This window comes from Bremerella volcania, from assembly GCF_007748115.1.
GTDB lineage: Bacteria > Planctomycetota > Planctomycetia > Pirellulales > Pirellulaceae > Bremerella > Bremerella volcania.
Genome location: NZ_CP036289.1, coordinates 1,345,226 through 1,370,633 on the forward strand (window position 1 = coordinate 1,345,226; position 25,408 = coordinate 1,370,633).

Here is a 25,408-nt window from a genome sequence, read left to right on the forward strand (position 1 = left end):
ATGGCGGACCTTTATAGAAGGTGCCGCAGTCCTCCCTCTTCCAGTTTTTTGACGACCTTGCGGATGTCTTCTTCGCGTGACTTGTCGGCAACCAACGTGGCATCCGGAGTGTGGACGATAATCAACTGCTGGGCGCCCAGCGTGACGATCAGGTGCCCCTCTTCTCCGCGAACGATGCAGCCGTTCGAGTCAATCGCCAGAACGTCCCCCAGGTGCGTGTTGCCACTTTCGTCCTGTCCATGCAGGCGAGCCATGCTTTGCCAGTTGCCGACGTCGTCCCAGTTGAAGGGGGCTTCAACGACGACGATCTCGTCATGATGCTCCATCACCGCGTAGTCGATCGACTTGCCTTGGATGGCACCGAACTCTTTGTCGAATACTTCGTCTTGCTTGTCAGTGCCCCAACTGTCGGCGATCGCTTGCAGGTGAGCGAACATCTCAGGCTCGTTCTTCTTCAGGGCATCAAGAACGGTTTTGGCTTTCCAGATGAAGATGCCTGCGTTCCAGTAGAAGTTGCCTGACTCGAAGTATTCCTGGGCGATTTTGCCTTTGGGCTTCTCGCGGAAACGCACGACGTTGAAGGCCTTGATCAAGGTCGAGGGGAGCGGCGTACCACGTTCGATGTAGCCGAATGTTTCGGCCGCGTAGGTAGGAGGAATGCCAAACGTGATGATTCGTTCCGGCTTCGCATCGACCAGTGCCACGGCCGCCTCAATCGCCTCGCGAAAGACTGATTCGGGCGAGATCACATGGTCTGACGGCATGACCACCATCGTGCCTTCGGGATCGTTTTTTTGCACCAGAAGTGCGGCCAGGCCGATGCAAGGTGCCGTGTCCCGTTTATGGGGTTCACCCACGATCGAGTTCTTCGGCACTTTGGGAAGCTGCTCGGCGATCGGCTCGATCAGGTGCTTGGCCGTGAAGATGTAAAGCTGCTCACTGGGTACAAGGTCCCCCAGGCGATTGCAGGTTGCCTGGATCATGGAAGCTTCGCCCGTCATCCGCAGCAATTGCTTGGGTTGTTGGTTTCGACTGGCAGGCCAGAAACGCGTGCCGGATCCTCCGGCCATGATAATCGCGTGCAACATGGTGCTTTCCTTAGTCGTTGATGTAGTCGGCCTGGGCCAGGTCCGGCTTGGCTTCCAGCTTTTGCTTGAGTTGTTCGGCATCGAGGGCAGTCAGCGGGCTGATCTCTATTTTACGGTCTTCAGCACACTCGACGCCACATTGGATGAGCCATGAGCGGTAAACTGCACATAACGCATCTTTCGCGGCTTGGGGTGTATCGGATGGGGCCCCGTCGGCATTCTTCACCGGTGCGAATCGAAGTGCTGGATCGACTTCCACCACCATCGGATTCTGGGCTTGAGGGAGAAGATCAAAGATGAACCGCTCGAACTTGATCGCGTTGGGCGACTCGGGGGCGATGGTATCGCCGGCGGGGCTGACGTAAGGAACCTTCTTGATTGCCTTGTGCCACGGCAAGCTGCCTGCTTGCGTCGACATCCGCTGGAGGAACGATTTCTTTACGCCGTGCACGGCAATGTTGCCGGCCCAGTGTTTCAGGGTGCCGTCCTCAATCTTTTCAGCGGCCTGTTCGGCGGGAAGCTCGCTGTATTCAACCAGTTGTAGCTGTCCGTCGAGTTCGGCCAGGATGCCGAGTTTCTCTTCCGGCAGGATCTTGGCGACGACCTGCGTCGACATCTCACTGTCGGCCTGGTGGTGCAGGCCGAGGAATTCCGGTTCGCAGACGTCCGCCAGTGGATTGTCGACCTGGAAGTAGTAGATCTGCTCGATGCCGCGACGATTCATGTCTTCCAGGCAGCCGCTCTTGACCAAAGCGGCCAGCATCCCGCCGTGACCATCGGGGCTCAGCGCCAGTTGATCGGGCTCGGCGAGCAATAACTGCTTGGTTTCCTTATCGATCGCGGGCATGGTGCCTTGGCAGAAGATATACAGATCTTCCTTGGCCAAGCCGAAGCGGTCGTGCTGCTCCAGGAACTCGATCGTTTCGTCGTGCGTGGCCGGGCTGGTCATCAAGTACAGCGGGATCGCTTGGCCATAGCGGCGGCTGCGGGCTACGATCTTTTCCAGGTGGATCTGAAAGAGCGTGTTGCCTGAGACCGGACCGACGGGGAACATCCCTTTGGGGTGATCGAATCCCAGGCGAGATCCTTGTCCGCCGGCCACCAGCAGAGCGGCGACCTTCCCTTCACGTAGAAGCTGCTCACCAACTTCGCGTGCCGCCGCGACTTTGCTGGGATTGTCCTGGTCTTTCAGACGCACGGCCTTGGGAGGCTGCAACTTGGTGTAGTCTCGCGGGGCCTCTTCTGAACCCGATTCGCCCGCCAGTTCGGCCAGTTCTTTCAAATCGACTTGCTCGAGTTGGGCGGCCAGTTTCTGGGCGATCCCTTCTTCACAAACTGCCAGGTATTGGGCCATTTCCGTTTGGCCGGCGTCGTTGAGTTGTTTGACAAGTTCCTGCTGCGACGACATCGTACTCTCCGATTTCACGTTAGTTCTCTAGCGTGGTGGTTGTGGCTGCACGTCATTATTGGAAACGTGCTAAGACTTACAAGCCAAGCAGGGCATTCACCGCGCCGAAACCGCCGAGGGAGCGCATCTTCGGCGAAAACTTCCTAAAAAATTCCCGCTTTGCCCGAGCTAACCACGAAATCTGGCCCCTCAGCAAGCGAAGTGATAGAATCCCTGCCAACCCTGACCCTTTGCTTTGGTGCCGCGACGCACGTTTCGAAGGACGCTTTCGTGTCACAATTTGAAGAAGATCCATTTCGCTCTCCCGTGCCGACTCAGTCGCCTGGGTATCGTGCTCCGCCTGGCCAGGCAAACACCGGTTTGATCATCGCCGTGGCGATCATTAACTATGTGTTTGGTGGACTTCAGGTCGGTTGCGGAGCTTGTCTGGCCATCTTCGGCGCGACATTCACACAGATGATGCAGGGCGTCATTGAGCAAGAACAGCAGATGACGCCTCAAGATATGGCTGGATTCAAGATCATGAGCGCCGTGTTCATCGGTATGGGGGTCGTGTTTGCCTTGACTGGGCTACCCACCATCCTGGCTGGATACGGCGTGCAGTGCCAAAAAGAATGGGGACGAATTCTGACGATCGTCCTGGCAGGCATCGCGGCGCTGATGGCTGTGATGTTTCTCTTGGGCCTCAACCCGCTGGGGCTGTTCTTCGCAGGCTACGCGATCTTCACGCTGGTGGTGCTGTTGAATTCCGACAATGCCAGAGCGTTTAAGTGATGCCCTAGGGGTTTGCCAATGTCTCTTGAGGACAACCTCAGAAATTTGAAGATCGATACCTCTTCGCCGTCACGACGCAAACCGCCTCGTGAGCCGCGGAAAAAGCTCACCCCTACTGCATTGCTGAATTATTCAGTAGGGGTGATAGAGTTGCTGGGTGGCATGTGGTTGTACTCTGTGGCCTATCGAGCCCATCCCCGCGTCGTTCACGATTGCACGGCCAACTTGGCAGTAGCAGAACTGTATGTTATGGGCGTCGGTGTTATGATTCGAGGCTTGGTTCTTATCGTGGCTGGCTTGGGGATCGTTTATGGATACACATGGGGAATCATTCTGACGGTTGCCATGGCTTTGCTCTCGATCGGTGCTGGGATTCAAGCCTGCAGAGAAACGGGAGAACCACTTGCCTTTCTGCCGATTATTTACGGCTTGTTAGCACTGGTTGCCGCGGCTTGCGAGAGTCAGCGATTCTTCAAATAGAAAGCGATCAACAGGCTGCCCGGAGCCCTCCGTTATCCGAAGTAGGGCATGTCGCCATGAACTCGAACACCGGTAACGCGTCGATGGTTGGGGCTTCGCGCAGCTTCAAGTCAAAGCGAACGCCGCTGGTCAGAATCTGGCCCGGTTTGATCTGTACGTCGGGGCCTTCCACCTGGTGAAGTTCCACGTGCGGCACGCTGGGCAGGGGAGGGCAGAAGCCGACATGCAAATAGACGTGTCGCTGCCCGCTGACGAACTTCGCTCGGACCAGTCCGTAAACTTGTTCCTGGCCGGCCTCGGTTGCCCGGGTGAGTTGCTGGGTGACGCCGGGCGGTAGCTCCAATGACTCTTCTTCGATCGGCTCTTCAGCGACGTGTTGGTTGTCTTCGGTTTCGACCTTCAACATCGGCTGGAGCGTCGGCGTGGCTGGGTGCTTTTCAGAGCGACTCAACGCTTCACCAATACGTTCGCCATAGAGGGTCGAAACGAAAAGTGAAAGGGTGGTCCCTTCCTGCGCCAAAATAGCAAACCAAAGCAGGAAGGTCGAGAACTCGGTCAGCGGAGCGAAGGTGACGGCTCGTGCGATCAAGACCGCCGAGACGAAGGGAACGATCGCAATCGCAGCGTGCAGGCTCGGGCCGAAGGCTTTTGGCGAAGCGGCTAACCAGCCGGAGCGAATCGACGCGCACCAGGCAGCGGTAAGCAAGACAATCGCCAGTGAGGGCCCGGCCGAGAGGAGTTCAAATTCGCCTACCGAGAGTCGTGTGCCGCAGGCAATCATGGCCGAGGTCGCTAGCAGTGCGGTTCCTCCGGCTGCCAGCGAGAGGCAAATTCCACGGAGTTCCGGAGAAACGGCGGGGTTTTGGCGTTCCATGCCAACACATCCTGCAAGCGGGGCGCAAACAAAAGGGTTCCTGCCACGAAGTGTGACAGGAACCCTGAATTCTCGCAATGCGGATATATGCTCGGTGGCGAACCTACGCCGAAACGGTCACACCAGCCAGCTTGGCCAGTTCTTCCGCTTTATCGGTGGCTTCCCAAGGGAATTCATCACGACCGAAGTGACCGCCTGCCGCGGTGGCGCGGAAGATCGGACGACGCAGGTCCAGGTAGTCGATGATGCCGCCAGGGCTCAGCGGGAAGACGTCCTTGACGATCTCGGCGATCTTTTCGTCGTCGACCTTGCCGGTTCCGAACGTGTCGATGTGAACCGAAACAGGATCGGTCACGCCGATGGCGTAAGCCAGCTGAACTTCGCAGCGATCGGCCAGGCCGGCGGCGACGATGTTCTTCGCGACGTAGCGTCCCATGTAGGCGGCGCTGCGGTCGACCTTGGTCGAGTCCTTACCGCTGAAGGCACCACCACCGTGACGGCCCCAGCCGCCGTAGGTGTCGACGATGATCTTACGACCGGTCAGGCCGCAGTCACCCATGGGGCCACCGACGACGAACTTGCCGGTTGGGTTGATGTGGAAGATGATGTCGTCGTCGAGGAACTCTTCCGGCAGAACCGGCTTGATGACGTTTTCAATGACGAACTTGCGGATCGTTTCATTGTCGACGCCGTCGGCGTGTTGGGTCGAAACGACCACCGTATGGATGCCGACCGGCCGATCGCCGTCGAATTCAACGGTGACCTGGCTCTTGCTGTCGGGACGCAGCCAATTGACTTCGCCGTTCTGGCGAGCTTCGGTCAAGCGGTTCAGGATGCGGTGCGAAAGAGCTACCGGCAGCGGCATCAGTTCTGGGGTATGGTTACACGCGTAGCCAAACATCAGACCCTGGTCACCGGCGCCGATTTCCTTGCCCTTGGCCGAGTCGTCGTTGACGCCTTGAGCAATGTCAGGGCTTTGACGGTCCAGGGTCACCATGACGGCACACGTGTCGGCATTGAAGCCCATGTCGTCGTTGGTGTAACCGATGTCGCGAATCACCTGGCGAATCACGTCTTGGTAGTCGATGGTTGCCTTGGTGGTGATTTCACCAGCTACGATGGCAACGCCGGTGGTAACCATCGTTTCGCAGGCAACGCGGCTGTAAGGGTCTTGAGCGAGCAGTGCGTCCAAGATGCCGTCCGAAATTTGGTCGGCCATCTTATCGGGGTGACCCATGCTGACCGATTCGCTAGTGAACAAATACTTTCCAGAAGCCACCGATAGATTCTCCTGAGATACGATGCTGCGCCAGTGCGCGGGGAGGAATGGTACCACCAACACATGGCCCCAGCCTGTTGGCGAATAGGGCATTATAGGGATAAGAGAAGAAGACGAACAACCGGGTAAATAAGCCGAAAATGACTTACAAGGCGGAATTCTCGCGGTCAGGGATCAGATTCGCATAGCGCACTGGGTTACAGTCGGCCTCAGGGAACGTAACGTCAAGCGGCCGTGCGGAATTTGACGATCTTGGGCGGATCGAGAAGTGGCTTCAGGCCATGGATCGTGCGCGCCGTCGCGCCTTGCTGGGCCAGAACGACTTCTCTGGCCCGCTTTCCTTGCTGCTGCCGCCAAGTAGTGTCGAGGGAAGCCTTTACGACGAACGCCGCCAGGCTCTCGGCGTCGTGGACGACCGTCAGGCTATCGGCTGCCTCGAGGCGCTCGACCACGTCTTTGAAGTTCCAGGTGTTGGGCCCCACGGCAACGGCGGCGCCATAGGCGGCTGGCTCAATCATGTTTTGTCCACCGCGATTGCCCAGACTGCCACCCACAAACGCGATGTCCGCGGCTCCCCACCAGGCGGAAAGCTCGCCGACGCTATCGACGAGCAGGATGTTGCCATTGCCGCAACGTTCCGCGGTAAGTTGACTGCGGCGCTGAAAGGGCACGTTTTGCGATTGAAGGTACGTCGCGACTTCGTCGAAGCGATGCGGATGTCGTGGAACGAGCAATAGTTTCAAGCTCGGCACTTGCTTTTGGGCCGCTTGGAACGCTTCCAGAATGATTATTTCTTCGCCGTTTTGAGTACTGCCGGCCAGCCAGACGATATCGTCTTTGGCCAGACCCGCAAGCTGACCAAAGGCCTGGGTTTGGGGGTTCTGGCGATCGGGCGTGATGCCGTCAAACTTGATCGAGCCGGTCACTTGGACCTTGTCGGGATTGGCTCCCAGGTCGATGAACCGGGCCGCATAGGTTTCATCCTGGGCACCGATCCAGTCCAGCTGTTGCAGCAAGGCACCGACGAGAAAACGGATGCGGCGATAACCGCGATGGCTCTTCTCGCTCAAGCGGCCATTCACCACGCCGATCTTGGCATCGTGTCGATCGGCAAAGCGAACCAGGTTCGGCCAAAGTTCCAACTCCGCGAGGAGCACCGCGTCTGGCTGGATACGCCGATAGGCACGGTGGATCGCCCACGAGAAATCGAGCGGTGCGTAACTGACCGTATGCTGGGCGTACTTGGTCAGGGCCAGTTCGTGCCCGGCCTTGGTGGTCGTGGTGATGTGAAAGGTGACGCCGGGATAGGCTTGCTGAAGCTCTTTAATCAAGGGAGCAAGCAGGTTGACTTCCCCCACGCTGACCGCGTGCAGCCAGAGATGCTGCGAGGTGCCCTCCGGCCGAGAGGGAACGCTTCCGAGGAACTTTTCCGCGAACCCTTCGCGGTACTTACCCTTGGTCACGGCAGCCCACAGTAAGAACGGGCTGGCGACGGTGACCAGGGCCAGGTAGACGAAGTTGAGTAGCCAGGTGAACATGGGATCCGTCCCGGAGTTGCTACTAGCGGTATGCTTCCTCGCGCCCGGCGGCGCGAGGAAAGCTGGCGAGTTTAGTTCGCTTGTTCCTGCTTCATGCAGCAGGCCTTGTACTTCTTGCCGCTGCCGCAGGGGCACGGATCGTTGCGGCGGATTTTCTCGCCGACGTTACGAATCGGTGCGGTGACCTCGGTGTCTCCCTGCGAGTTGTTGATGGCTTGTTCCTGCTGGCGAGCCATGTCGGTCATGCTGGAAGCGGAGTCGTGACGTGCTTCCGATTCCTTCCAGGTCGAGCTGACGAACTCTTCGTTCAGGTTCTCGATCTTGTAAACCAGATCGGTCACGCGTTCGCCGACGCTACGCCACATCTGTTCGAAGATTCGCATCCCTTCACGCTTGAACTCGACTTTGGAGTCGACCTGGGCGTAGCCAACAAAGCTGACCGCACTGCGGAGGTGATCCATCGCCAGGAGGTGATCTTTCCAGGCATTGTCGATCAATTCCAGCAGAACGCTGCGTTCCATGCGGGTCATTTCCGGGCGATAACGCTCGTAAACTTCACGGATCAGGCGTGCTTCCAGCTGGGCTTTATCGAATTGTTCCAGCTCCGCTTCTGGAATTTCCGTTTCGATGTTCTGCTGGATCCAGGCGTTGAGCGATCCCATCTGGCCGTTGCCGCCGCTGATGACCGACAGGGTCTGGGTTTCCGAGTTGTCCTCGTATAGCTGCTCGACCTTGTCGTGGACCGCCTTCATCTTCTCGAGGGCAATCTTCTTGTGCTTCTCGCTCAGCGGGATCAGCATCTGCTGAATCTCTTCTCGCTGCTTGCTCTTGAATTCTTCCGGATTCAGCGGCGATTCAAAGCGGTTGGCAGCCCATTCCAGAAGGCCGTCGCGGTTCAAGCGAGCATGACCGCCGCTCTTGTCGCTGAAGCGATACAGTCCGGTGAGGACCGGATACTCGGCTTCCTTCTGGTCGTAGACCTGGATCGCCTTTTCATGCACCAGGTCGATCACGGCCTTGGCTGACTTATCTTGCAGCTTCTCGACGTCGACGTTGAAGCCGAACTTGTACTTGCACCAGTGATTCAGCGTGTTGAGCCCGAAGTCTTTCTCAAGGAATTTTTCGCCATCGCTCAGGTCGATCTTTTCGATCGACTCGCGGGCCTTGGTAATCAGGAACTCGTCGACCTGATCGCGGCCGACCTTACGCAACTCGCGGTCGTTCAGGTTCAGCTTCCACATGCTGTTGGCGAAGCGGGCCATGGCGCCCCAGTTCCATTCGGATTCGTCTTCGCTGTCCGGCAGGTTCTCGTCGATCGAAGCCATGATGTTCGACGCTGCGGCACGCTCGGCCATGTCCTTGGCATACGTTTCGGCCGCGGGGAAGTCCAAGCCGCGAAGATCGCGCGTGTTCAACTCGCACGATAGTTCGCTGCCGGCCCATTTGGCGAACGTTTCCACGCCGAAGTCCTTTTCCAAGAACATCTGCACGTGGTATTCGATCTGCTCGCGGACCATGTCCATGATCAGGTCGCGGCTGTCGCCACCTTCCAGGATTTGCTGGCGGAAGCCGTAGACGCGCTTTCGTTGCTCGTCCATCACTTCGTCGTATTCGAGCAGGTTCTTACGAGCCTCGAAGTTCTGTTCTTCACGCTTCTTCTGGGCACCTTCGATACGACGCATGATCATTTTGCTTTCGATCGCGTCGCCTGGTTGCGGCCGCATGGCGGCTGGCATTCGTTGGATGAAGTTGCGAGCCCAGTCGCCGAAGTAGATTCGCATCAGGTCGTCTTCCAACGAGAGGAAGAACCGCGAACTACCGGGATCGCCTTGACGACCACAACGACCACGAAGCTGAAGGTCGATACGGCGTGACTCGTGACGCTCGGTACCGATCACGTGCAGGCCGCCCAGTTCCTTGACCTTCTTGCCCATCACCTTCATTTGCTCGCGCTGCTCGATCTCTTGGACCAGCTGATCCCATTCGTCTTGTGGGACGTCCAAGCGCGTGGGGTATTTGTGCTGCAGCTGAGCCCAGGCCATCGTTTCGGGGTTACCACCCATGATAATGTCGGTACCACGACCAGCCATGTTGGTGGCGATGGTTACGGCGCCGATGCGGCCTGCCTGGGCTACGATGTCGGCTTCGCGCTTGTGCTGCTTGGCATTGAGCAAATCGTGCTTGATGCCGCGTTTGTCGAGCAGCCGCGACAGACGTTCACTCTTTTCAATACTGACCGTACCGACCAGCACCGGCCGGCCTTTGTACTGGATGGCCTTGATCTTGCCGCGTTCGATCTTCGTGGGTTGCTTCTGACCCTTGGGGTGGATTTCGATCGAGTCTTCGTTCTCCTTGAGGATCTCGCCCCACATCTCGTCACCGTTTTTGAACGTGACGACGTCCCATTTGACGGTGCGTTCGATTTCGTCGGCGACCGCTTCGTACTTTTCGTTTTCGGTCATGAAGATCACGTCGGTGTACATGATGCGCTGCATGGGCCGATTGGTTGGAATGGCGATCACGTCCAGCTTGTAGATCTTCCAAAGTTCGCCCGCTTCGGTCATGGCCGTACCGGTCATTCCCGCCAGCTTGTCGAACAGTTTGAAGAAGTTCTGCAGCGTGACGGTTGCCAAGGTTTGGGTCTCTTCCTTGATCTTGACCCCTTCCTTCGCCTCGACGGCCTGGTGCATGCCGTCGCTCCACTGACGCCCTTCCATCTTACGGCCGGTGTGAACGTCGATGATCACGATCTTGCCGTCTTCCACCACGTAATCGACGTCCAACTGGTACAGGTAATGGGCCCGCAGCGCGTTGTCGATCAGGTGGGGCCATTCCATGTTGCCCGAGGTGTAGAAGCTTTCCACGCCAGCCAGGCGTTCCGCTTCGCGCACCCCTTCTTCGGTCAGGTTGGTAGTGCGGTCTTTTTCGTTGACGACGAAGTGCACGTCTTTCTTCAGCGTGCGAGCGATCTTGTCGGCATCGCCGTACTTCTCTTTGCTCATGTTGGCCGGGCCGCTGATGATCAGCGGGGTCCGGGCTTCGTCGATCAGAATGTTGTCGACTTCGTCGATGATCGCGTAATGCAGACGGCCTTGCGACTGCTGATATTCTTTCGGGAAACGGCTATCACCGCGGGCGGCGGGGCGCATGTTGTCGCGCAGGTAGTCGAAGCCGAACTCGTTATTCGTACCGTAGGTGATGTCGCAGCTGTAGGCCTGTTGGCGATCGCGAACCGACATGTCGTTCTGGATCGCGTTCACGGTCAGGCCGAGTCCACGATAGAGCGGAGCCATCCACTCCATGTCACGGCGAGCGAGGTAATCGTTCACCGTGATCACGTACACCCCTTTGCCCTCAAGCGCATTGAGGTAGGCCGGCAGCGTGGCCACCAGGGTTTTCCCTTCACCGGTCACCATTTCGGCCACGTTACCGCGATGCAAAACGATGCCACCGATCAGCTGGACGTCGTAATGCCGCATGCCGAGATAGCGTTTGCCCGCTTCGCGGCCGACGGCAAAGGCCTCGACCAATATGTCGTCCAGCGTTTCGCCGGAGGCAAGCCGTTGCTTGAAGAGACGGGTCTGGTCGCGAAGTTCTTCGTCGGAAAACGCTTCGTACTTCGATTCCAGCTCGTTGATTGCATCAACGAGCCCCTGTAACTTCTTGATATAGCGAGCGTTAGACGAACCGAACATCGACGTGATCAGTCGTTCAAAGCCGCTTAAAAGACCGCCAAAAAAGAGGCTGATCTTTTCCCAAATCTGTTCCAGTTTCTCCATCGCTGAATATCACCTGGGGGCAGGGGCGTATCAAAAGCACTAGTTGCGGCGAAACAAGACCTTATTTGTAGACACCGCCACAACTTAAGCGTGCGCGCAAACCCTTCCCATCTCGTAGATTATAGGGATTACTCAAGGGGGTCAACCGCGATTGAGCATGCACCGATCGCCGACTCCGCTATCATGGTATTCGATACCGGCACCGTTTCCCTTGCCCAGCTAGCGTAGATTCCGTGAAGATTCTCACGATGTTAGGACCAGTCAGCCAGCAAGGTAAGTCGATGGTTGCCGCAAGATAACGCTTGTGGCTCGCTTCCGCCTGTTAGAAGCGTTTTCCTGCCAAGAGGTTACGCGCGAGGTGGTTTCGCTCGTCTGGCGGGGGTTGCATCGGCTCTCCCCATTTGCGATTCTCAGGCCAGGAAAAAGAGACCAGAAAGAGGAAGAATGAGCCAGTCCCCCCCGCCCAAGCCAGCGAAGAAGAATATCGTCTCGCGGGACATTCGCGGGAAGCTTCTTTTTCTGGGGACAGGTACCTCAATGGGGGTGCCGGTGGTGGGCTGTGGCTGCGGCGTCTGCCAAAGCACCAATCCCAAGAACAAGCGAACGCGGTGCAGCGTCATCTTCGGCCTGCCGGAGGGGAACCTGCTGATCGATACTCCGCCTGACTTGCGGACGCAGCTGCTGGCCAATGGAATCGGCATCATCCATGCCGTGGCATTCACGCATAGCCACGCCGATCATCTGTTCGGATTGGACGACATCCGGCTCTTTCAGTTCTACATCGGCCACGCCGTTCCGATCTACTGCGAACCCAACGTCGACGCCAAGATTCGCAAGGTGTACGACTACGCGTTCAGCACCGAGGTCCAAACCCATGTCGGCTCTCGGCCGGCATTAGACATGAAACTGATCGGACTGGATCCGTTCGAAGTGCTCGGAGCAACGGTCACGCCGATCCGCCTGCAGCACGGGCCCCGCTTTGAAGTCCTGGGCTTTCGCGTCGGCAACGTTGCCTACTGCACCGATGTGAATCACATCCCTGACGAAAGCTGGGGGAAGCTGGAAGGACTGGACGTGCTGGTCCTGGATGCCCTACGGCCAGAACCTCATCCGACCCACTTTTCTCTGGAAGAGGCCGTCGAGGTGGCGAAAAAGGTGGGTGCCAAACAGACTTACTTCACGCACATTGCTTGTAAGCTGGAGCATGAGCAAACCAACGCGTCGCTGCCGGATGGGATGGAACTGGCCTACGATGGGCTGGAGTTGCCGCTGACGTAGCTAGGGAAGGAATCGTTTTTTGAAGTTTAGCAAATCTTCTGGGGGAAGACTCATTTCAGGCGAGACGATTCCACCAAGATCGTCTCCACACTGCATCGACTGAGGACGAATTAAAAAGGCAGGTGGAATATCTTGTTCATTGTCAGCACATGCTTCGTTGGGGCTGTTGGATGGCTTGTCCTCATTTGAGGATTCGTCGCCGTTGTGGTTCTCTTTAGAAGACATCTTTTTCGCTCCATCGATAGGCTAGCGGGGCAAGCACTGTTCTTAGGGCTTCTTATCATGACCCGTGTTATGAATGATCTGCGGTCGAACTAGTTCAGACGGTGGTTGTTCCGCACGCAAGATTTCCGGTTGCTTTGAATTTTCTTCCGATGTCTGACTTTTCGCATCGTTAGAATTATCTTGATCCATGTAAGCCCCTCCTAGGTGACCATTGATGACACAATTGTGGAAAGAATTCTGCGAGAGTACAACATCTTATGCTTGCGTTTTGAGGCGGATTGATTAGTAGCATAGCACCTCGCGTTCTGGCAATCGTTTGTTTTTAACGATATTTAGGCGAATGCTTGACTGTTCTGCCTGGGATTGGTAACGATGCGAAATATGAGTACGGTTTGCCGAAGCGAGGCCGATAGGTTCTTTCGCTGGGTTAAGGCAAACCTGTTAGCGGATTTGGCTCTTCGTCAATTTATATACGACGATTCGATTGATCAACACGATGATCATGTTGCTGCCGAGAAATCGTTAACTGAGTTCCGCATACCCGTTGAGCACTCGACTACGCGCTATACGTGGGTAGTTCAATATGCGAAAGATATGTATCAGCAATTGAACAGAGTTGATGAGCAACTTGATTCTAAGGCCGATTCAATAATACGCTACCTTGGTGGAGGAGCATCGTTGATAACTGGAGGGATCTTATTCACGGCGAGCCAAGGTAGTTTTAGTGCTCCAGTAGTGATATCAGCTCTGATTCCGATCGGATGCGCGATTTTTGCCATGGCCGTGGCTGTTCGGGCAAGGCGTCCAACCCAAAGCAAGTTGCCGCCGACGATCGATGGCGCTTTTAAATATGCTAATTATTACGATGAGAAGTCTGATGCAGAGGGGGATGGATCGCTGTTGCCGTCGGAAGTCTATTTCGCAATGCAATGGCATTTGACATGTGCCGGCCTACGCATCCGAACTGAGATGAAGGCACGTTTTGTTCGAGTTGCAATAAACTTCTATATGCTTGCGGTCTGCTCCCTGCTGCTCCCTCTGGTTGTGATTGGTTTAGAAGTTATTTGGCATTGGGCGTTTGGCACTGGAATTCCCGCGCGCTGATAGAAAAGTGAGCATGAATGCGAAAACACTTCAGTTCAAGTTATGTAGATGCCATAAATGTTGATGGTGGTAAGCTATTCATCGATATCGAAGTCTTGGCTGAACTGAAATGTTTGAGGGCGAACGGAATTCTGTGGAGAGTCGTCTGAGTTCTTCTGTGAGTTTACAGTTGGCTCCTTGGGTGACTCTGGGGAACTACCACGGCGATTGCACCATAACTCACCGTCCCAGCAGGACTTCCATGCGGTAGTCATCGCCCCAGCCGCATTTTAATCGTTTGTTCTTCACGCCGACCTTGGCTGTCTTGTTGTTCTTCAGCAGGCTCAGGCTCGTCCTTCGTAGCAGGCTAAAGTTGGCGTCGGCGTGCCCTTTGCGGATGCGAGATTGATCTTCACCGAACGTCACGTCCAGTTGCCAGTGCAGGCTGTTTTCAATGCCCCAATGACCGCGAACGGCCTCGGCGAAACGCTTGCCGGAAAGGTACTTGCTCAGGATATAGTATCGCACCTCGCTCGTCTCGTTCCCGCCTTGCTTCACGATATTGATCGTCATCCCGATCGCCCTCAAGTTCGACCAACGATCTCGTGTGATGATCTCGTCGTTCACAGGGCAGATATAATAGGAACGCGACTCCTCGCGACCATGCCCTTTCTCGTGCGTTTCGTGACGGTGTACTTTGGCTCGCTTGAAATTGCTTTCCTGCTGCGCGACAAAAAAATCTTCGATCGAATCGTGGAGGGTCGGCTGATTGCGCTTCACGGCCAGGCAATAATCGGCTCCCTGGTCGACGATCTTCTGAGCGATGTCCTGTTGGCAACCTTGAGCGTCAATCGTCACTAAACTGCCGGAAACCTCGACGATTTCAAGCAGTTTGGGAATGGCGGTGATCTCGTTGCTCTTCGCGTCGGTTACTACCTGGCCGAGACTCACATGATTGGCAGTCGCCCAGGCACTGACCATGTGAATGGCCGCCTTGCTGCTGGCCTTGTCGAAACTCCGCCGCAGCGTCTTGCCGTCAATCGCGATGATCTGCCCGTCGGTGATTTCGTGTAAGGCGGTGATCCAAGTCAGCAAACACTTCTCAAACTCAGCCGGATTCAGCGAAGCCAAGATCGCATTAAAGCGATCGTGCGAAGGGATGCCGGAACTCAAATCAAGGAACTTACCCAGCCACTCCTTCTTCATCTCGGCCCAGTCGGCGATAGCCACAAAATCATCCGCCCCACTCATCACCGCACACAGCGCGATGGTCACGATATTCGTTAACGGATAAGTCACCTTGCGAGTCCGCGGATCGGTCAGATCGGCAAAGCACTCTTGAAGGGAAACAGGCGAACGTGACGACATGAGAAAGGCACCTGAGAACACCGGATCAGGCCGCGACAACCTCCGTCACAAAATCGCCTGACCGCCATTGCCTCAGTGTCGCAGATAACCCATCATGGCGCAATCGCCGTGGGGGAACTACTCGGCGACTCGGATGGGCTATTGTTATTGCTGTCAGCCATTTTCTTTGATCCGGATAATGTCGAATTAGAAGTGGTTGTTTTGATGTAATCGACTAGTCGTTAAGACTGCCCAGATCTGCACTCTTTTCAACTGATTGTGGACGAACAACGTTCGCGGGCGACTGGCAATCATCGTCATTTGTGTCTAAGTCTTGCTCTGTCAAATTAGGGTCGTCATTTGGAGTTGAATCAGGCGACATATTACCCCTCCTCATTCTTAATTCTTAGCAAGTAGTCAGAACGAATTGTCGCGTAGTATTTTGCTTTGAAAACCCTTCACATACCGAATCAAGGTCAGAAACGATTGTAATGAGCCATTATTTTTTGATCGATTCGTAGACACTTGGTTCGGGGCTTTTGTTGCTCAAATCAAGTGATAATAGATTTCGCAATTGTCATTCCCGCGGAATAATCCAACAAGAGTCATGCTTCTCCATCCCCACGTGCGGATAATAACTGGCCGCCTTGGGTGCCGCCAGTAAAAGCAGGATTGTGTGCTTGCCGGCTGCCTGATGCGTGCGGGCGATCAGTTCTCGGCCGATCCCTTGTTTCTGGAACGCTTCATCTACGGCCAGGTCGGCCAGGTAGGTCGCGTGGGCGAAGTCGGTCATGCTGCGGGCAATTCCTATTAGCATACCTTCACTGCGAGCCGTGCAAAGGATGTCGGCGTTGCGGACCATCTTGGTCAGTTTCTCGCGATCGTCGACCGGACGACGCTCGGCCAACTGCGAACGGATTAGAACGTCCAGATATTCATCAACAGAAAGATTCGGCTCGACTTGGTACTCGATCATTGACGCTATCAGCAGGGTGCCCAAAAAAGAAAAACCGCAGGCAAGGACACAGAGGCCTGCCAACGGTTCATCATAGTTAGTCAACGGCAAGCTTGCTTGAACCTTAAGAGGAAGCGGTTGAATTGTTCGCAGGGGTCGTACTCTCTTCGTAGTTTTCTGGTTCTTTGGCGGAGGCTTGCGTGGGATTACGAGCTAATGGCTTACCTGAAAATACGTCTGCCCAGAAATCGAGGGCTCGCTGTTCGTACTCTTCCGGCATCACATGCCAGCAGTTGGCATGGGCGGCGCCGCGTACTTTCCAGAATCGTTTCGGCTCGTCGGCGGCATCGTAGACGGTTTGGGCGGTATCAATCGGAAAGAGTTGATCCTCCTCGGCGTCGATGATGTAGAGTGGCCGCGGCGCGATATTCTTGACGGCCGTATGAGGTTCGACCAGGCGAAGCTTCGTTTCCAGAGACCAATCGAGAAGCACACGCACCAACTCGCCGATGAGAAACTTCGGTAGGCGTGTCATCTTATTGGCCACGTGGGTCAGCATGATCGGCATCGAAACGAACGGGCTTTCGGCCAGCACGCCACGGATTTGGTGATCTTTAGCGGCAGCCATGATCACGCAGGCAGCCCCCAGGGAAAGACCATGCAGACCGATCTTGTGGGCGGCAATCCCCGGCTGGCCTCGGACCCAATGGATTGCGTGCAGCACGTCGCGCCATTCGAGAAACCCGAGCGTCGAGAAGCCACCGTCGCTGTTCCCTCGTCCGCGGTTGTCGTACAAAAGGACGCTGTACCCAGCACGGTACAAGTACGACACGTGCGGCAGCATTTCAATCGATGGGCCATCGATGCCATGCACGACAATGATGGCCTTGTCGCTTTCTCCCTTCCAGAATCGCCCACGTAAGATCGTATGCTTTTCACCCTCGAACTCGACCTTGATCGGATCTGGGATCGCGAAGTTCCTGGGACGATACGGATCGACGACCTCGCCGGCCTTGTACGTTCCGCTGAGTAGTTTGCGAACGAGAACACGCAGCCCCAAAACGCACCCGATCAGGGCAATCATTATCAAGGGCAGCGTATACCAGATTCCGTTCATGATCCTTCGCTAACATTCTTGACGGGAGCCTGGCTTCCGTCGGTGCGCTGCACTGGCTCAAAGATTTCGTCCGACTCGAACAACTCCTGAGGCGTAATCATGCCAGGCTGCTGCGTGAGGATGCCAATTTCGTCAAACTCTGGCTGCGACTTCAAACAGTACGCACCCAAGGCGCTGCAAAGCCACCGGCTGTCGTCTTCCACCAGCGAGTCGACGGCCCGGTTCGCTTCGTCGGAGGTGATCCAGTTGATGATCCAGCCGAAGAAGTTCTTTTGTAACGCGAGGTTCGCGGTGGTGTGATAATCGAACTGCGTTCCCAGTTGGGCCTCCGCCGCTTCGGCGATCCGATCGGCAAGCTCTGGCGTCAAACCTTTCGGTTTCCGAAAGATGACGTAACGATCATCCTTGGGCCAGTACTCTTCGCTCAGCTTCGAGCGAACGACCCCCTTGGGGTACGCGGCTTCCACGCACTCGTCCTCGCCGGTCACCACGAATACGTGCGAGACCGTCACGTCCGAGACTTGTCGCCACTGCTGTACCTGGGCGATCCCTTTCGAGAACCAACTGCCGGCGTGATTGAAACCAATCCAGCCGCGCTCGTAGTCTTCGCCATACGTTGCCGGGGTTGTGTTGAAAATCTTGATGGGAGCCATGGTCCTATGTTGAAGTCAAAAAATGGGTGAGTGGATGTTAACCGTTAGTACTAGGTTGCTGCTCGGTCGCAGGCAGTTCCGCCGTGCAGTGAGCACATCGCGTCGCGCGATAGGGAATGGTCGATAGGCAGTAAGGGCACTTCTTGTTTTCGGGATCGCCAGGCTGAGGTTTGTCGCCGCCGAAGGTATCCTCGAGCCGCTTGTCGAGTTGGTTGATCAAGCGGATGATCATGAACATTGCGAGCGCCACCAACAAAAACGAAATGATGTTGTTGATGAACATCCCATAGTTGATCGTCGTGAGGCCAGCTTCCTGCGCCTGAGCCAGCGTCGTGTACGTCTTCTCGGGATCGGGGGCGTTCAGCACGATGAACAAGTCCGAGAAGTCACTTTTCCCCAGTAGAAACCCGAGTGGCGGCATGATGATGTCGCTCACCAGCGACTTCGCCACCGACGTGAAGGCAGCCCCGACGGTAAAACCGACGGCCATGTCGATCAGATTGCCCCGAAGCGCAAACTTCTTGAAGTCGCCAATGATGCTCATGGTGCGCATTCCTATCTCAGCGTGTGGTTGTTGTGCGTTGCTAAGGTGCAACTCTCATGCCATTATGCGATCGGATCTTGCTGTCAAGCAACAAGTCGGGGGCATTCCCCCTCGCTGAAAGAGCAAACGACGTGATGGCGAGCGATCAGCCTAGTCTGGAACTTCAATCACCCTGATTCGCAGGCCGCTGTGGGGTAGCTGGCGGTCAGGCCACCCCGAACAACTGCCGAACGCTTGGTCGAATAAGCACCAGGATGGTGAATACCCCCAGGGCCGTTCCCAGGGGAAAAGAAAAGCAGATAATCACCGCCATCACCATGCAAAACGTGTGATTCTTGTGCGCCTTGAGATAGCTGCCGCTCAAGTAAAGACAATACGCGATCACCCAAAACGTGACCATGATCGCGCTGCCGATCGCCATGAACAGGAAACCCATCAGCACACCCAACCCGCGAGCCTCGGGCTCGACCGCCTCACCGACGAGACTGGCCACGATCGCGATGAAGCCAAACAACACATGAAAGATGGGAAAGAGCCCTGCCACGGCGACAAGGCCCGCGAGGATCCAATGAAACGTGCCCAGCAGATCCAAGTGATATTCGTCTTCACTGCCAGGCGTGGTGGCTTCAACCTCGGTGGACATCTAATGCATTTCCGTTTCCACGGTCCCAATACCGCCGCGATAATAACTGAAGGTCACGCTCGGATGATCGGCCAAAAGCGACATCGGAACGCTCGTGTCGGCAATCCCTTTGCTGATCATCAGGGCGGAAAGTCGCATGCCGAAGGGGTTATCGTGATGGCCGGGGTGCCAGATCGACACGCGTTCGGCTTTCCAGGTCTCCTTCGGCCCAACAGTGCATGCCCGGGTAGGAACCATCGGCACGTAACCACCGCCGCTGGTGCGTGCGTTTTGAATGACCGTCATGGGATGCAGATCGGTCACGCGGGTACCCAGTTCTCGATAAACTTCCGGAGGGGGCGGAGCGTCGACGTAATCTCCTTCGCGCTTGGGTGGATCGTTGAAGGCCCAGTGTTTGACTTCGCCTTGGCCCCCTTGCATGACCAGGCAGCGGATCTCGTCGTACGACTTCGAGTATGCCTCCAGGTCGCCGGTGGGGAAGTGCAGATTGGCGGTCTGCATCGAGTACTTCGGATCGATCCGATCGAAGCACAGGTCTTTGTCGGCCTTGGCGAAGGAAAGGGGAAACTCGACCGGCACCGGGTTGTCGTCCGCATCGACCCATTCGTCCATGCCCCAGAAATGCGCGTCCAGCTTCTTTAGGTCGATGCCCAGCGCGTTCACCATGCGGGCAACCAGAGGCAACTGCTCGGTCGGGCCGATGGGGCCGCAGATACCGCACGGATTGTCGGGCGTACTCTGCTGCCAGGCTTCGATGTATTCCAACGCTTCGGCGCAGTACAGCTCTTCCAACGTGTCGAAAATGCGTACCTCGAAGCCAGGACGGGAAAGCTGAAGCAGATCGTCGGGCGTCAGCCTGGCGGCATCGGCCAACAGTTCTTCGTCCAGGGTTGTGTAGTCCCACCACTGCGGTGCCACTTTGCTAATCGGTCGGGCCATTCTGAGTTGTCCTTGCGTCTAGGAGGGAGGTTCGCACTGGGTACGCAATCATTCGCACTGGGTACGCAATCAGGGGAGCAGCTCGGCAAGTAAATCGTTCTGGGGAAACGCGTGACCCAAATGCTGGCGAAACGATTCGGCGTAGTCGGTTCCGATGAGCGTGCCACGCTGGGCACTGTGCCGCTTCATCGCTTCCAGGTATTCGTCCATGCCGTGATGAGCCTGGAGCCACTCGCGCTGCGAAGCATGGCAGGCCAGCATCTGGGCCTTCTTCTCGATTTCACGACTGACGTCAATGGTAATCGTTGGCGTGACCGGCTCGCCAGTATACGGGTTGATGCCTTCGATCGGATCGGCGTAATACAGATGCGGAATATGCGTACCGGGTGCCAGCGGTAGGCTGGAAGCGTTGGGGATCGGGAAGCTGAACGCCGCACTACGAGCCAGCAGATGCGTTTGCTCGTGATCGAGCATGTAATCCTCGCGCGGGTGCGTGATGACCAGCGTCGGACAAATCTGCCGAAACAGATCGATCGCCTTGCGGTTGGTCGACTTGTCGAACACGACGTTCACGTCGGGCTCGGCCAGCGTGTGATACGTGCCGCCAATCAACTGGGCCGCGGCGATCCCTTCATTCTTGCGAATCGCGGCGATTTCTGTGCGAGGCAGTTTTTCGGAACCGCAGTCGCCGGCGGCCGTCGTGGCGATATGCACGTCCCAGCCCAACTCCGCGAGGCGAATGAGGACGCCTCCACACAGAATCTCCGCGTCGTCCGGATGGGCCATGAAACACAGAACAACGTTCGCCTGATCGCTCAAGGATCGCTCCCGATGGAAGAGGGCAAGTGGTGGTCAGGTAGGTGGGGCAGGGGAGGGTGCGTGCAAAGTTTACCAGATGAGTGGACGTTTGACGAAGAAAAAATGGCAACGCCAATAGCTTTTCATCTGACCACAAAAAAAGGGCCTGCCGAAGCAGACCCTTTTCATTGGTTATCGTTTCCATCGCCAAGCGAACTTAGTTGTTCGAGGCGACCTTTTGTTGTTCCAGCAGGCGAACGTAGTCCTTGGTGATGTTGATCACTTCGTCGAAGTAGTAATCGCGTTCGACGACTTCGTTCGGGTCGTCATCCGTTTCGCCAACCAGGCTTTCGATTTCCTTTTCGCGTTCGCTCAGGGCTTCGTACTCGGCCATGAACTTCTGCTTGTTGAGATCGACCTGCTTCTTGTCCTTCTGTTCGAGGTAGGTTTCGATCATCTTGTTCAGCTTCGTGAAGCCTTCGGACGATTGAACTCGCTGCCCCGACAGACGATTCAGTTCCGCCACCAGGGGTGCCGCATTGGCGTTGCTCACCGGGTAACGGGTCGTCTGAACGGTGTCGAACGGAACCGGGTAGTCGAGGTCCCCTTCGGCGATGTCCATGTTGGCGGTCAGAGCCGGCAAGGCGACGTCGGCTTCAACCCCCTTGAGCTGCGTGCTCTTGCCGCTGGGGCGATAGAACTTTTGCAGCGTGATCTTTAAGGCACCCAGCGACGGAGGATTGACGGGGTTGGCACCCATCAACTCTTCGCGGCCCAGGTCCAGCAGCGTCTGAACGGTACCTTTGCCGTGGGTCTGCTCGTCGCCGACGACGATCCCGCGGCCGTAGTCCTGGATGGCACCGGCCAGAATCTCGCTGGCACTCGCACTCATCTTGCTGGTGAGCACGACCAGGGGGCCTTCCCACAGCATGCCGCGGTTCATGTCCTCGTAAGGATGGACGTTGTTGTCGGCGTCCTTCACCTGAACGACGGGACCTTGATCGATGAACAAACCGGTCAGGTCGATCGCTTCGGTCAAGCTACCACCGCCGTTACGACGCAGGTCGAGCACCACGGCTTCGACCCCCTTCTGGCGGAAGTCCGCTAAAAGGCGAGCCACGTCGATCGTGCTGCGCTTGACATTTGGGTTGCCTGAGCGAGCGGCTTCCATGTCCAGGTAGAACGACGGCAGGTCGATCCAGCCGATCTTCATCTTGCGTCCGTCCGCGGTCGTTTGCTCGACGACTTCGCCGCGGGCTTCGCTGTCTTTCAGTTCGACCTTGGCACGGGTAACGTCGAAGATCTTGGTTTCGCCTTTACCCTTCTTCTTGACGCCCAGGCGAACGACCGTGTTGGCCTTGCCGCGGATCATGTCGACGACGTCGTTCAGCTTCATGTCGACCACGTCGACCATTTCGCCATCGGTGCCTTGGCCGACACTGACGATGAAGTCGCCGGCTTCCAGTTTCTCTTCAGGGTTCTTTTTACCGTGCTTATCGGCGGCACCGCCTGGAATCACTTTGGAAACCTTGCAGTATCCATCTTCCGACATCAGGGCAGCACCAATGCCTTCCAGGTTCAGACGCATTTGAATATTGAAATTCTCAAGCGTGCCTGGCGACATGTAGGTGGTGTGTGGATCGTAGGCGGAGGTCACCGACGTCAGGAAGACTTCCAGCAGTTCGTCTTCGCTGGTTTGGCCGATGCGGCGTGCATAGCTGTGGTAGCGTTTACCGATCCGCTCTTTGGCTTCTTCCAGGGTCTTACCGTCGGCCAGCTGAGTGAGCAGGTCGTACTTCAGACGCTTACGCCAACGATCGGTCGCTTCCGCCGCATTGGCTGGGTAATTGACCTTATCGCCATCGGTGACGAAGACTTCGTCTTCTTCGAAGTTAAATTCGTGGTTGGCCAAAAGGTCGTCCACCGTCTGCACGCGTTCCAGCGTTCGCTGAATGAAACGCTCGAAGACCTTGTGAGCGAACTCGGTGTTGCCGCTACGGACCTGGTCGTCCAGCAGGTTGCGATTAGCCGCAAATTCGGCGACGTCGGCTTCTGTGAAGTACAGTTTGAGTGGGTCCCAGAATTTCAGGAACTTGTCGAACGCCCGTTGCGAGATCGTATCGTCCAGCGGAGCGGTCGAAAGGTGATCGCGAAGCAACAGCCGAGAGACCATTCGCGAGATGTGTCGCTCAGGAAGATGTCGGTCTTGGCCGGCAAGGGGGCCCTGAGCAGGGGCATTCTTGGGAAGCAACGACGCGACGACGAGTGTCGCGAACGTAGCGACGACCGTAAATAGAAAGAAAATGGGATGGCGCAAGTTAGTCCAATTCCCTCGAACGTTTGCCATGATGAATCCTTATCGCAAGATGTGTGCGTGAATATGTAGCGAATAGCAGATTTGGGGGTATGCAGGAAGGGCACGTGTAATCCTATCTAGGTCGGCAACTCGACTCAAGGCGAATGCTTGCAACCTGGTCGGATCAGCGAGCCTCTATCGATACGTAGGGGAACTCACGAAAGTTGGTTCGCGTGCAAAGCAATTCCATCTTTTCCTGGACGATTTTCATGACCCGACTGGCAGGTCGAAGCGTAAATTCCGTAAGATAAGACAAGTGCTGACTTTAACGCGGACCACCCAAGATGCTTGCCAATATTGAGGGAACCCAGGGGGAATTTCGGCCGAACTAATGGCAATTTATAGCTACCTTAAGACGATATCCGGCAACGGTCCGGGGAAGAATTTTCCCTTAGACGACTCGCGAGACAACCTCATCGGGCGAGGTCTGGAATGCGATGTAACCCTGACCGACCCCCTCTGTTCGCGGGTGCATGCGGCCATATTTCTGCGAAACGGCAAGTGGTTCGTGAAAGATCGCGAGAGCCGTAATGGTAGTTTTCTCGACGATCAGCCGATCGACGAAGCAGAACTGAAAGATGGGTGCCGCCTGAAAATTGGCGATACGGAATTCAGCTTTAATCACAGCGCCCAGCCCCCCACTTCGCACGACGAGCTTCCACCGAGCATCACGCAGACGATCGTCCGCAATATGCCGGTCAATCCGCAAGACACGAACCTGATAGCACTTAAGGAACTTAAGGACTACCAGCAAGCCCAGCGGCTGCTCCTGCTGCACCAGTTCGCGATTCGGCTCCTCGGCGAGGAAGACCCCAACACCATCATTCAAGTCACGTTGGAGATGGTAAAAGAGCAAACCAAAGCGGTCGTGGTTGGTTTTTTGTGGCTCAGCGACGATGGACAGTTACGGGCCAAACGCGTTTTTCCGGAAGACACCGAAGGCCCAGCTCCTTTGAGCGAGGCCCTGACCGAGATCGTCACCCAGAAAGGGAACGCCGTCTGGATCGCCAACGAGGCCCAAGGAGATACCAGCAAAAAGCTGACCCACTTCGCCGACGCGATCTGCGTACCGCTGATTCATAAGAAGAAGGCCTTCGGAGCCCTGCATCTGTACCGCAAGCAGGAACGTTTCTGGCATAACGAACTCGATTTTGCAATTTCGGTCGGAAATATCCTGACTATCGCCCTGCTGCGGGCCTGGAAAGTGACGCAGCTTCAGGCAAGCTACCAGCAATTAGTCGACAAATCGGCGGCGTTCGACGAACTGATCGGCGAAAGCCCCGCGATGGGCGAACTGAAGCAGAAGATCGCACGCATCTCGAAAGCAGGCGGCTGCGTGCTGGTCCGGGGTGAAAGTGGCAGCGGTAAAGAACTGGTTGCCAGGGCCCTGCACAAGGCGTCCAACCGAGCCGATCGACCGATGCTCAGCGTCAACTGCGCGGCACTGCCTGAGAACCTGATCGAGAGCCAATTGTTCGGTCACAAGAAGGGTGCGTTCACCGGGGCCGACTCCGACCATATTGGTTTTTTTCAGCAAGCCGACACGGGGACTTTGTTTTTAGACGAAGTCGGGGAACTGACGCTCGATGGCCAGGCCAAGCTGCTGAGAATCTTAGAAGGGCACCCATTCCTTCCCTTAGGGGCCACTAAGGAAGTGAGTGTCGATGTTCGCGTGATCGCGGCGACCAACCGAGATTTGGCGGAATTCGTTCGTGAGAAACGATTTCGGGAAGATCTCTATTACCGCCTGAGTGTATTTGAGTTATACATACCTCCGCTTCGAGATCGCGGGAAGGACATAATTCTTCTGGCCGAGCATTTTTTGGAGCACTTCCGCAAGACGCATGGGCGACCACTGCTTACCCTTTCGGACAGTGCCCAACAGAAACTGGCCGACTATAACTGGCCGGGTAATGTCAGGCAGCTTCGAAACGTGATCGATAGCAGCGTCGTTTTGGCGGATGGCGAGTCGATACAACCCCATGATTTAGGCTTACGAGACGCTGGTCTGAACGAGCCAGAGTCGTTAAGGTTTGACTTCTGGGAAAAGAAATTGATTGAAGAAGCCCTCTCAAGAACTGGAGGGAGCATCCCAGAAGCCGTAAAATTACTCGGTACGAGCCGTGCGACCCTGTATCGCAAGATCGAAGAATACCAAATTCAGCGCTAGAGCCGGTTTCAAAACCGTTTTCGAGTGCGAGATCACAATCGCAGCCGAAATAAGGTGTTGAAACAGGCTCCAATCAAGAC

Annotated in this window: 21 protein-coding genes; 5 read left to right on the forward strand and 16 right to left on the reverse strand. The window is 56.1% G+C overall.

What is annotated here, in order from left to right:
- Positions 1-11 precede the first annotated feature (11 nt).
- On the reverse strand, positions 12-1,088 hold the full coding sequence (locus tag Pan97_RS05340) for a mannose-1-phosphate guanylyltransferase (RefSeq protein WP_144971096.1): 1,077 nt from the start codon (positions 1,086-1,088) through the stop codon (positions 12-14).
- Positions 1,089-1,098: 10 nt separating this feature from the next.
- Positions 1,099-2,514, reverse strand: coding sequence for a UTP--glucose-1-phosphate uridylyltransferase (locus Pan97_RS05345; RefSeq protein WP_196782289.1), 1,416 nt, complete (start codon positions 2,512-2,514; stop codon positions 1,099-1,101).
- Between the two features lie 252 nt (positions 2,515-2,766).
- On the opposite strand from Pan97_RS05345, the gene Pan97_RS05350 reads away from it, so the two are divergent.
- Positions 2,767-3,270, forward strand: coding sequence for a hypothetical protein (locus tag Pan97_RS05350; RefSeq protein ID WP_144971097.1), 504 nt, complete (start codon positions 2,767-2,769; stop codon positions 3,268-3,270).
- 18 nt (positions 3,271-3,288) lie between these two features.
- The gene (locus Pan97_RS05355; protein WP_144971098.1) at positions 3,289-3,750 is read left to right on the forward strand and encodes a hypothetical protein; all 462 of its coding nucleotides are present in this window, start codon (positions 3,289-3,291) and stop codon (positions 3,748-3,750) included.
- A gap of 7 nt (positions 3,751-3,757) precedes the next feature.
- Here Pan97_RS05355 and Pan97_RS05360 read toward each other — a convergent pair whose 3' ends face one another.
- The 4 genes from Pan97_RS05360 to secA all read right to left on the reverse strand — a co-directional run bounded on the left by Pan97_RS05360 (position 3,758) and on the right by secA (position 11,220).
- The gene (locus tag Pan97_RS05360; RefSeq protein ID WP_144971099.1) at positions 3,758-4,624 is read right to left on the reverse strand and encodes a hypothetical protein; all 867 of its coding nucleotides are present in this window, start codon (positions 4,622-4,624) and stop codon (positions 3,758-3,760) included.
- 103 nt (positions 4,625-4,727) lie between these two features.
- Positions 4,728-5,861, reverse strand: coding sequence for a methionine adenosyltransferase (gene metK / locus Pan97_RS05365; protein ID WP_241676410.1), 1,134 nt, complete (start codon positions 5,859-5,861; stop codon positions 4,728-4,730).
- 266 nt (positions 5,862-6,127) lie between these two features.
- Positions 6,128-7,441, reverse strand: coding sequence for a 3-deoxy-D-manno-octulosonic acid transferase (locus tag Pan97_RS05370; RefSeq protein ID WP_144971101.1), 1,314 nt, complete (start codon positions 7,439-7,441; stop codon positions 6,128-6,130).
- A 71-nt stretch (positions 7,442-7,512) separates the two neighbouring features.
- On the reverse strand, positions 7,513-11,220 hold the full coding sequence (gene secA, locus Pan97_RS05375) for a preprotein translocase subunit SecA (protein ID WP_144971102.1): 3,708 nt from the start codon (positions 11,218-11,220) through the stop codon (positions 7,513-7,515).
- Positions 11,221-11,664: 444 nt separating this feature from the next.
- Here secA and Pan97_RS05380 point away from each other — a divergent pair, with 444 nt between their 5' ends.
- Positions 11,665-12,498 (forward strand): MBL fold metallo-hydrolase, encoded by an 834-nt coding sequence (locus Pan97_RS05380; protein ID WP_144971103.1) that lies wholly within the window; start codon positions 11,665-11,667, stop codon positions 12,496-12,498.
- On the opposite strand, the gene Pan97_RS05385 is transcribed toward Pan97_RS05380, so the two are convergent.
- Positions 12,499-12,723, reverse strand: a complete 225-nt coding sequence (locus Pan97_RS05385) for a hypothetical protein (RefSeq protein WP_144971104.1) — start codon at positions 12,721-12,723, stop codon at positions 12,499-12,501. It lies immediately after the preceding gene.
- Positions 12,724-13,104: 381 nt separating this feature from the next.
- On the opposite strand from Pan97_RS05385, the gene Pan97_RS05390 reads away from it, so the two are divergent.
- Positions 13,105-13,827 (forward strand): hypothetical protein, encoded by a 723-nt coding sequence (locus Pan97_RS05390; RefSeq protein ID WP_144971105.1) that lies wholly within the window; start codon positions 13,105-13,107, stop codon positions 13,825-13,827.
- A gap of 219 nt (positions 13,828-14,046) precedes the next feature.
- Here the strand turns inward: Pan97_RS05390 and Pan97_RS05395 are convergent, their stop codons facing one another.
- The 9 genes from Pan97_RS05395 to Pan97_RS05435 form a co-directional block, all read right to left on the reverse strand.
- The gene (locus Pan97_RS05395; RefSeq protein ID WP_144970136.1) at positions 14,047-15,174 is read right to left on the reverse strand and encodes an ISAs1 family transposase; all 1,128 of its coding nucleotides are present in this window, start codon (positions 15,172-15,174) and stop codon (positions 14,047-14,049) included.
- Positions 15,175-15,730: 556 nt separating this feature from the next.
- The gene (locus Pan97_RS05400) at positions 15,731-16,129 is read right to left on the reverse strand and encodes a GNAT family N-acetyltransferase (RefSeq protein ID WP_144971106.1); all 399 of its coding nucleotides are present in this window, start codon (positions 16,127-16,129) and stop codon (positions 15,731-15,733) included.
- A 103-nt stretch (positions 16,130-16,232) separates the two neighbouring features.
- The gene (locus Pan97_RS05405) at positions 16,233-17,225 is read right to left on the reverse strand and encodes an alpha/beta hydrolase (RefSeq protein ID WP_144971107.1); all 993 of its coding nucleotides are present in this window, start codon (positions 17,223-17,225) and stop codon (positions 16,233-16,235) included.
- On the reverse strand, positions 17,222-17,878 hold the full coding sequence (locus tag Pan97_RS05410) for a hypothetical protein (RefSeq protein WP_144971108.1): 657 nt from the start codon (positions 17,876-17,878) through the stop codon (positions 17,222-17,224). Before Pan97_RS05410 ends, Pan97_RS05405 begins: the two co-directional genes overlap by 4 nt.
- A gap of 37 nt (positions 17,879-17,915) precedes the next feature.
- The gene (gene mscL / locus Pan97_RS05415; RefSeq protein ID WP_144971109.1) at positions 17,916-18,422 is read right to left on the reverse strand and encodes a large conductance mechanosensitive channel protein MscL; all 507 of its coding nucleotides are present in this window, start codon (positions 18,420-18,422) and stop codon (positions 17,916-17,918) included.
- Between the two features lie 205 nt (positions 18,423-18,627).
- A complete protein-coding gene (locus Pan97_RS05420) occupies positions 18,628-19,065 on the reverse strand; it encodes a hypothetical protein (RefSeq protein ID WP_144971110.1) in 438 nt (145 codons plus the stop codon).
- Positions 19,066-20,004 carry a sugar phosphate isomerase family gene (locus tag Pan97_RS05425; RefSeq protein WP_144971111.1) on the reverse strand — a complete coding sequence of 313 codons (939 nt, stop codon included), beginning with the start codon at positions 20,002-20,004 and terminating at the stop codon, positions 19,066-19,068.
- Positions 20,005-20,073: 69 nt separating this feature from the next.
- Positions 20,074-20,823, reverse strand: coding sequence for a PIG-L deacetylase family protein (locus Pan97_RS05430; protein WP_196782290.1), 750 nt, complete (start codon positions 20,821-20,823; stop codon positions 20,074-20,076).
- A gap of 196 nt (positions 20,824-21,019) precedes the next feature.
- On the reverse strand, positions 21,020-23,149 hold the full coding sequence (locus tag Pan97_RS05435) for a carboxy terminal-processing peptidase (protein ID WP_144971112.1): 2,130 nt from the start codon (positions 23,147-23,149) through the stop codon (positions 21,020-21,022).
- A gap of 340 nt (positions 23,150-23,489) precedes the next feature.
- On the opposite strand from Pan97_RS05435, the gene Pan97_RS05440 reads away from it, so the two are divergent.
- Positions 23,490-25,328 (forward strand): sigma 54-interacting transcriptional regulator, encoded by a 1,839-nt coding sequence (locus tag Pan97_RS05440; protein WP_144971113.1) that lies wholly within the window; start codon positions 23,490-23,492, stop codon positions 25,326-25,328.
- Positions 25,329-25,408: the final 80 nt, after the last annotated feature.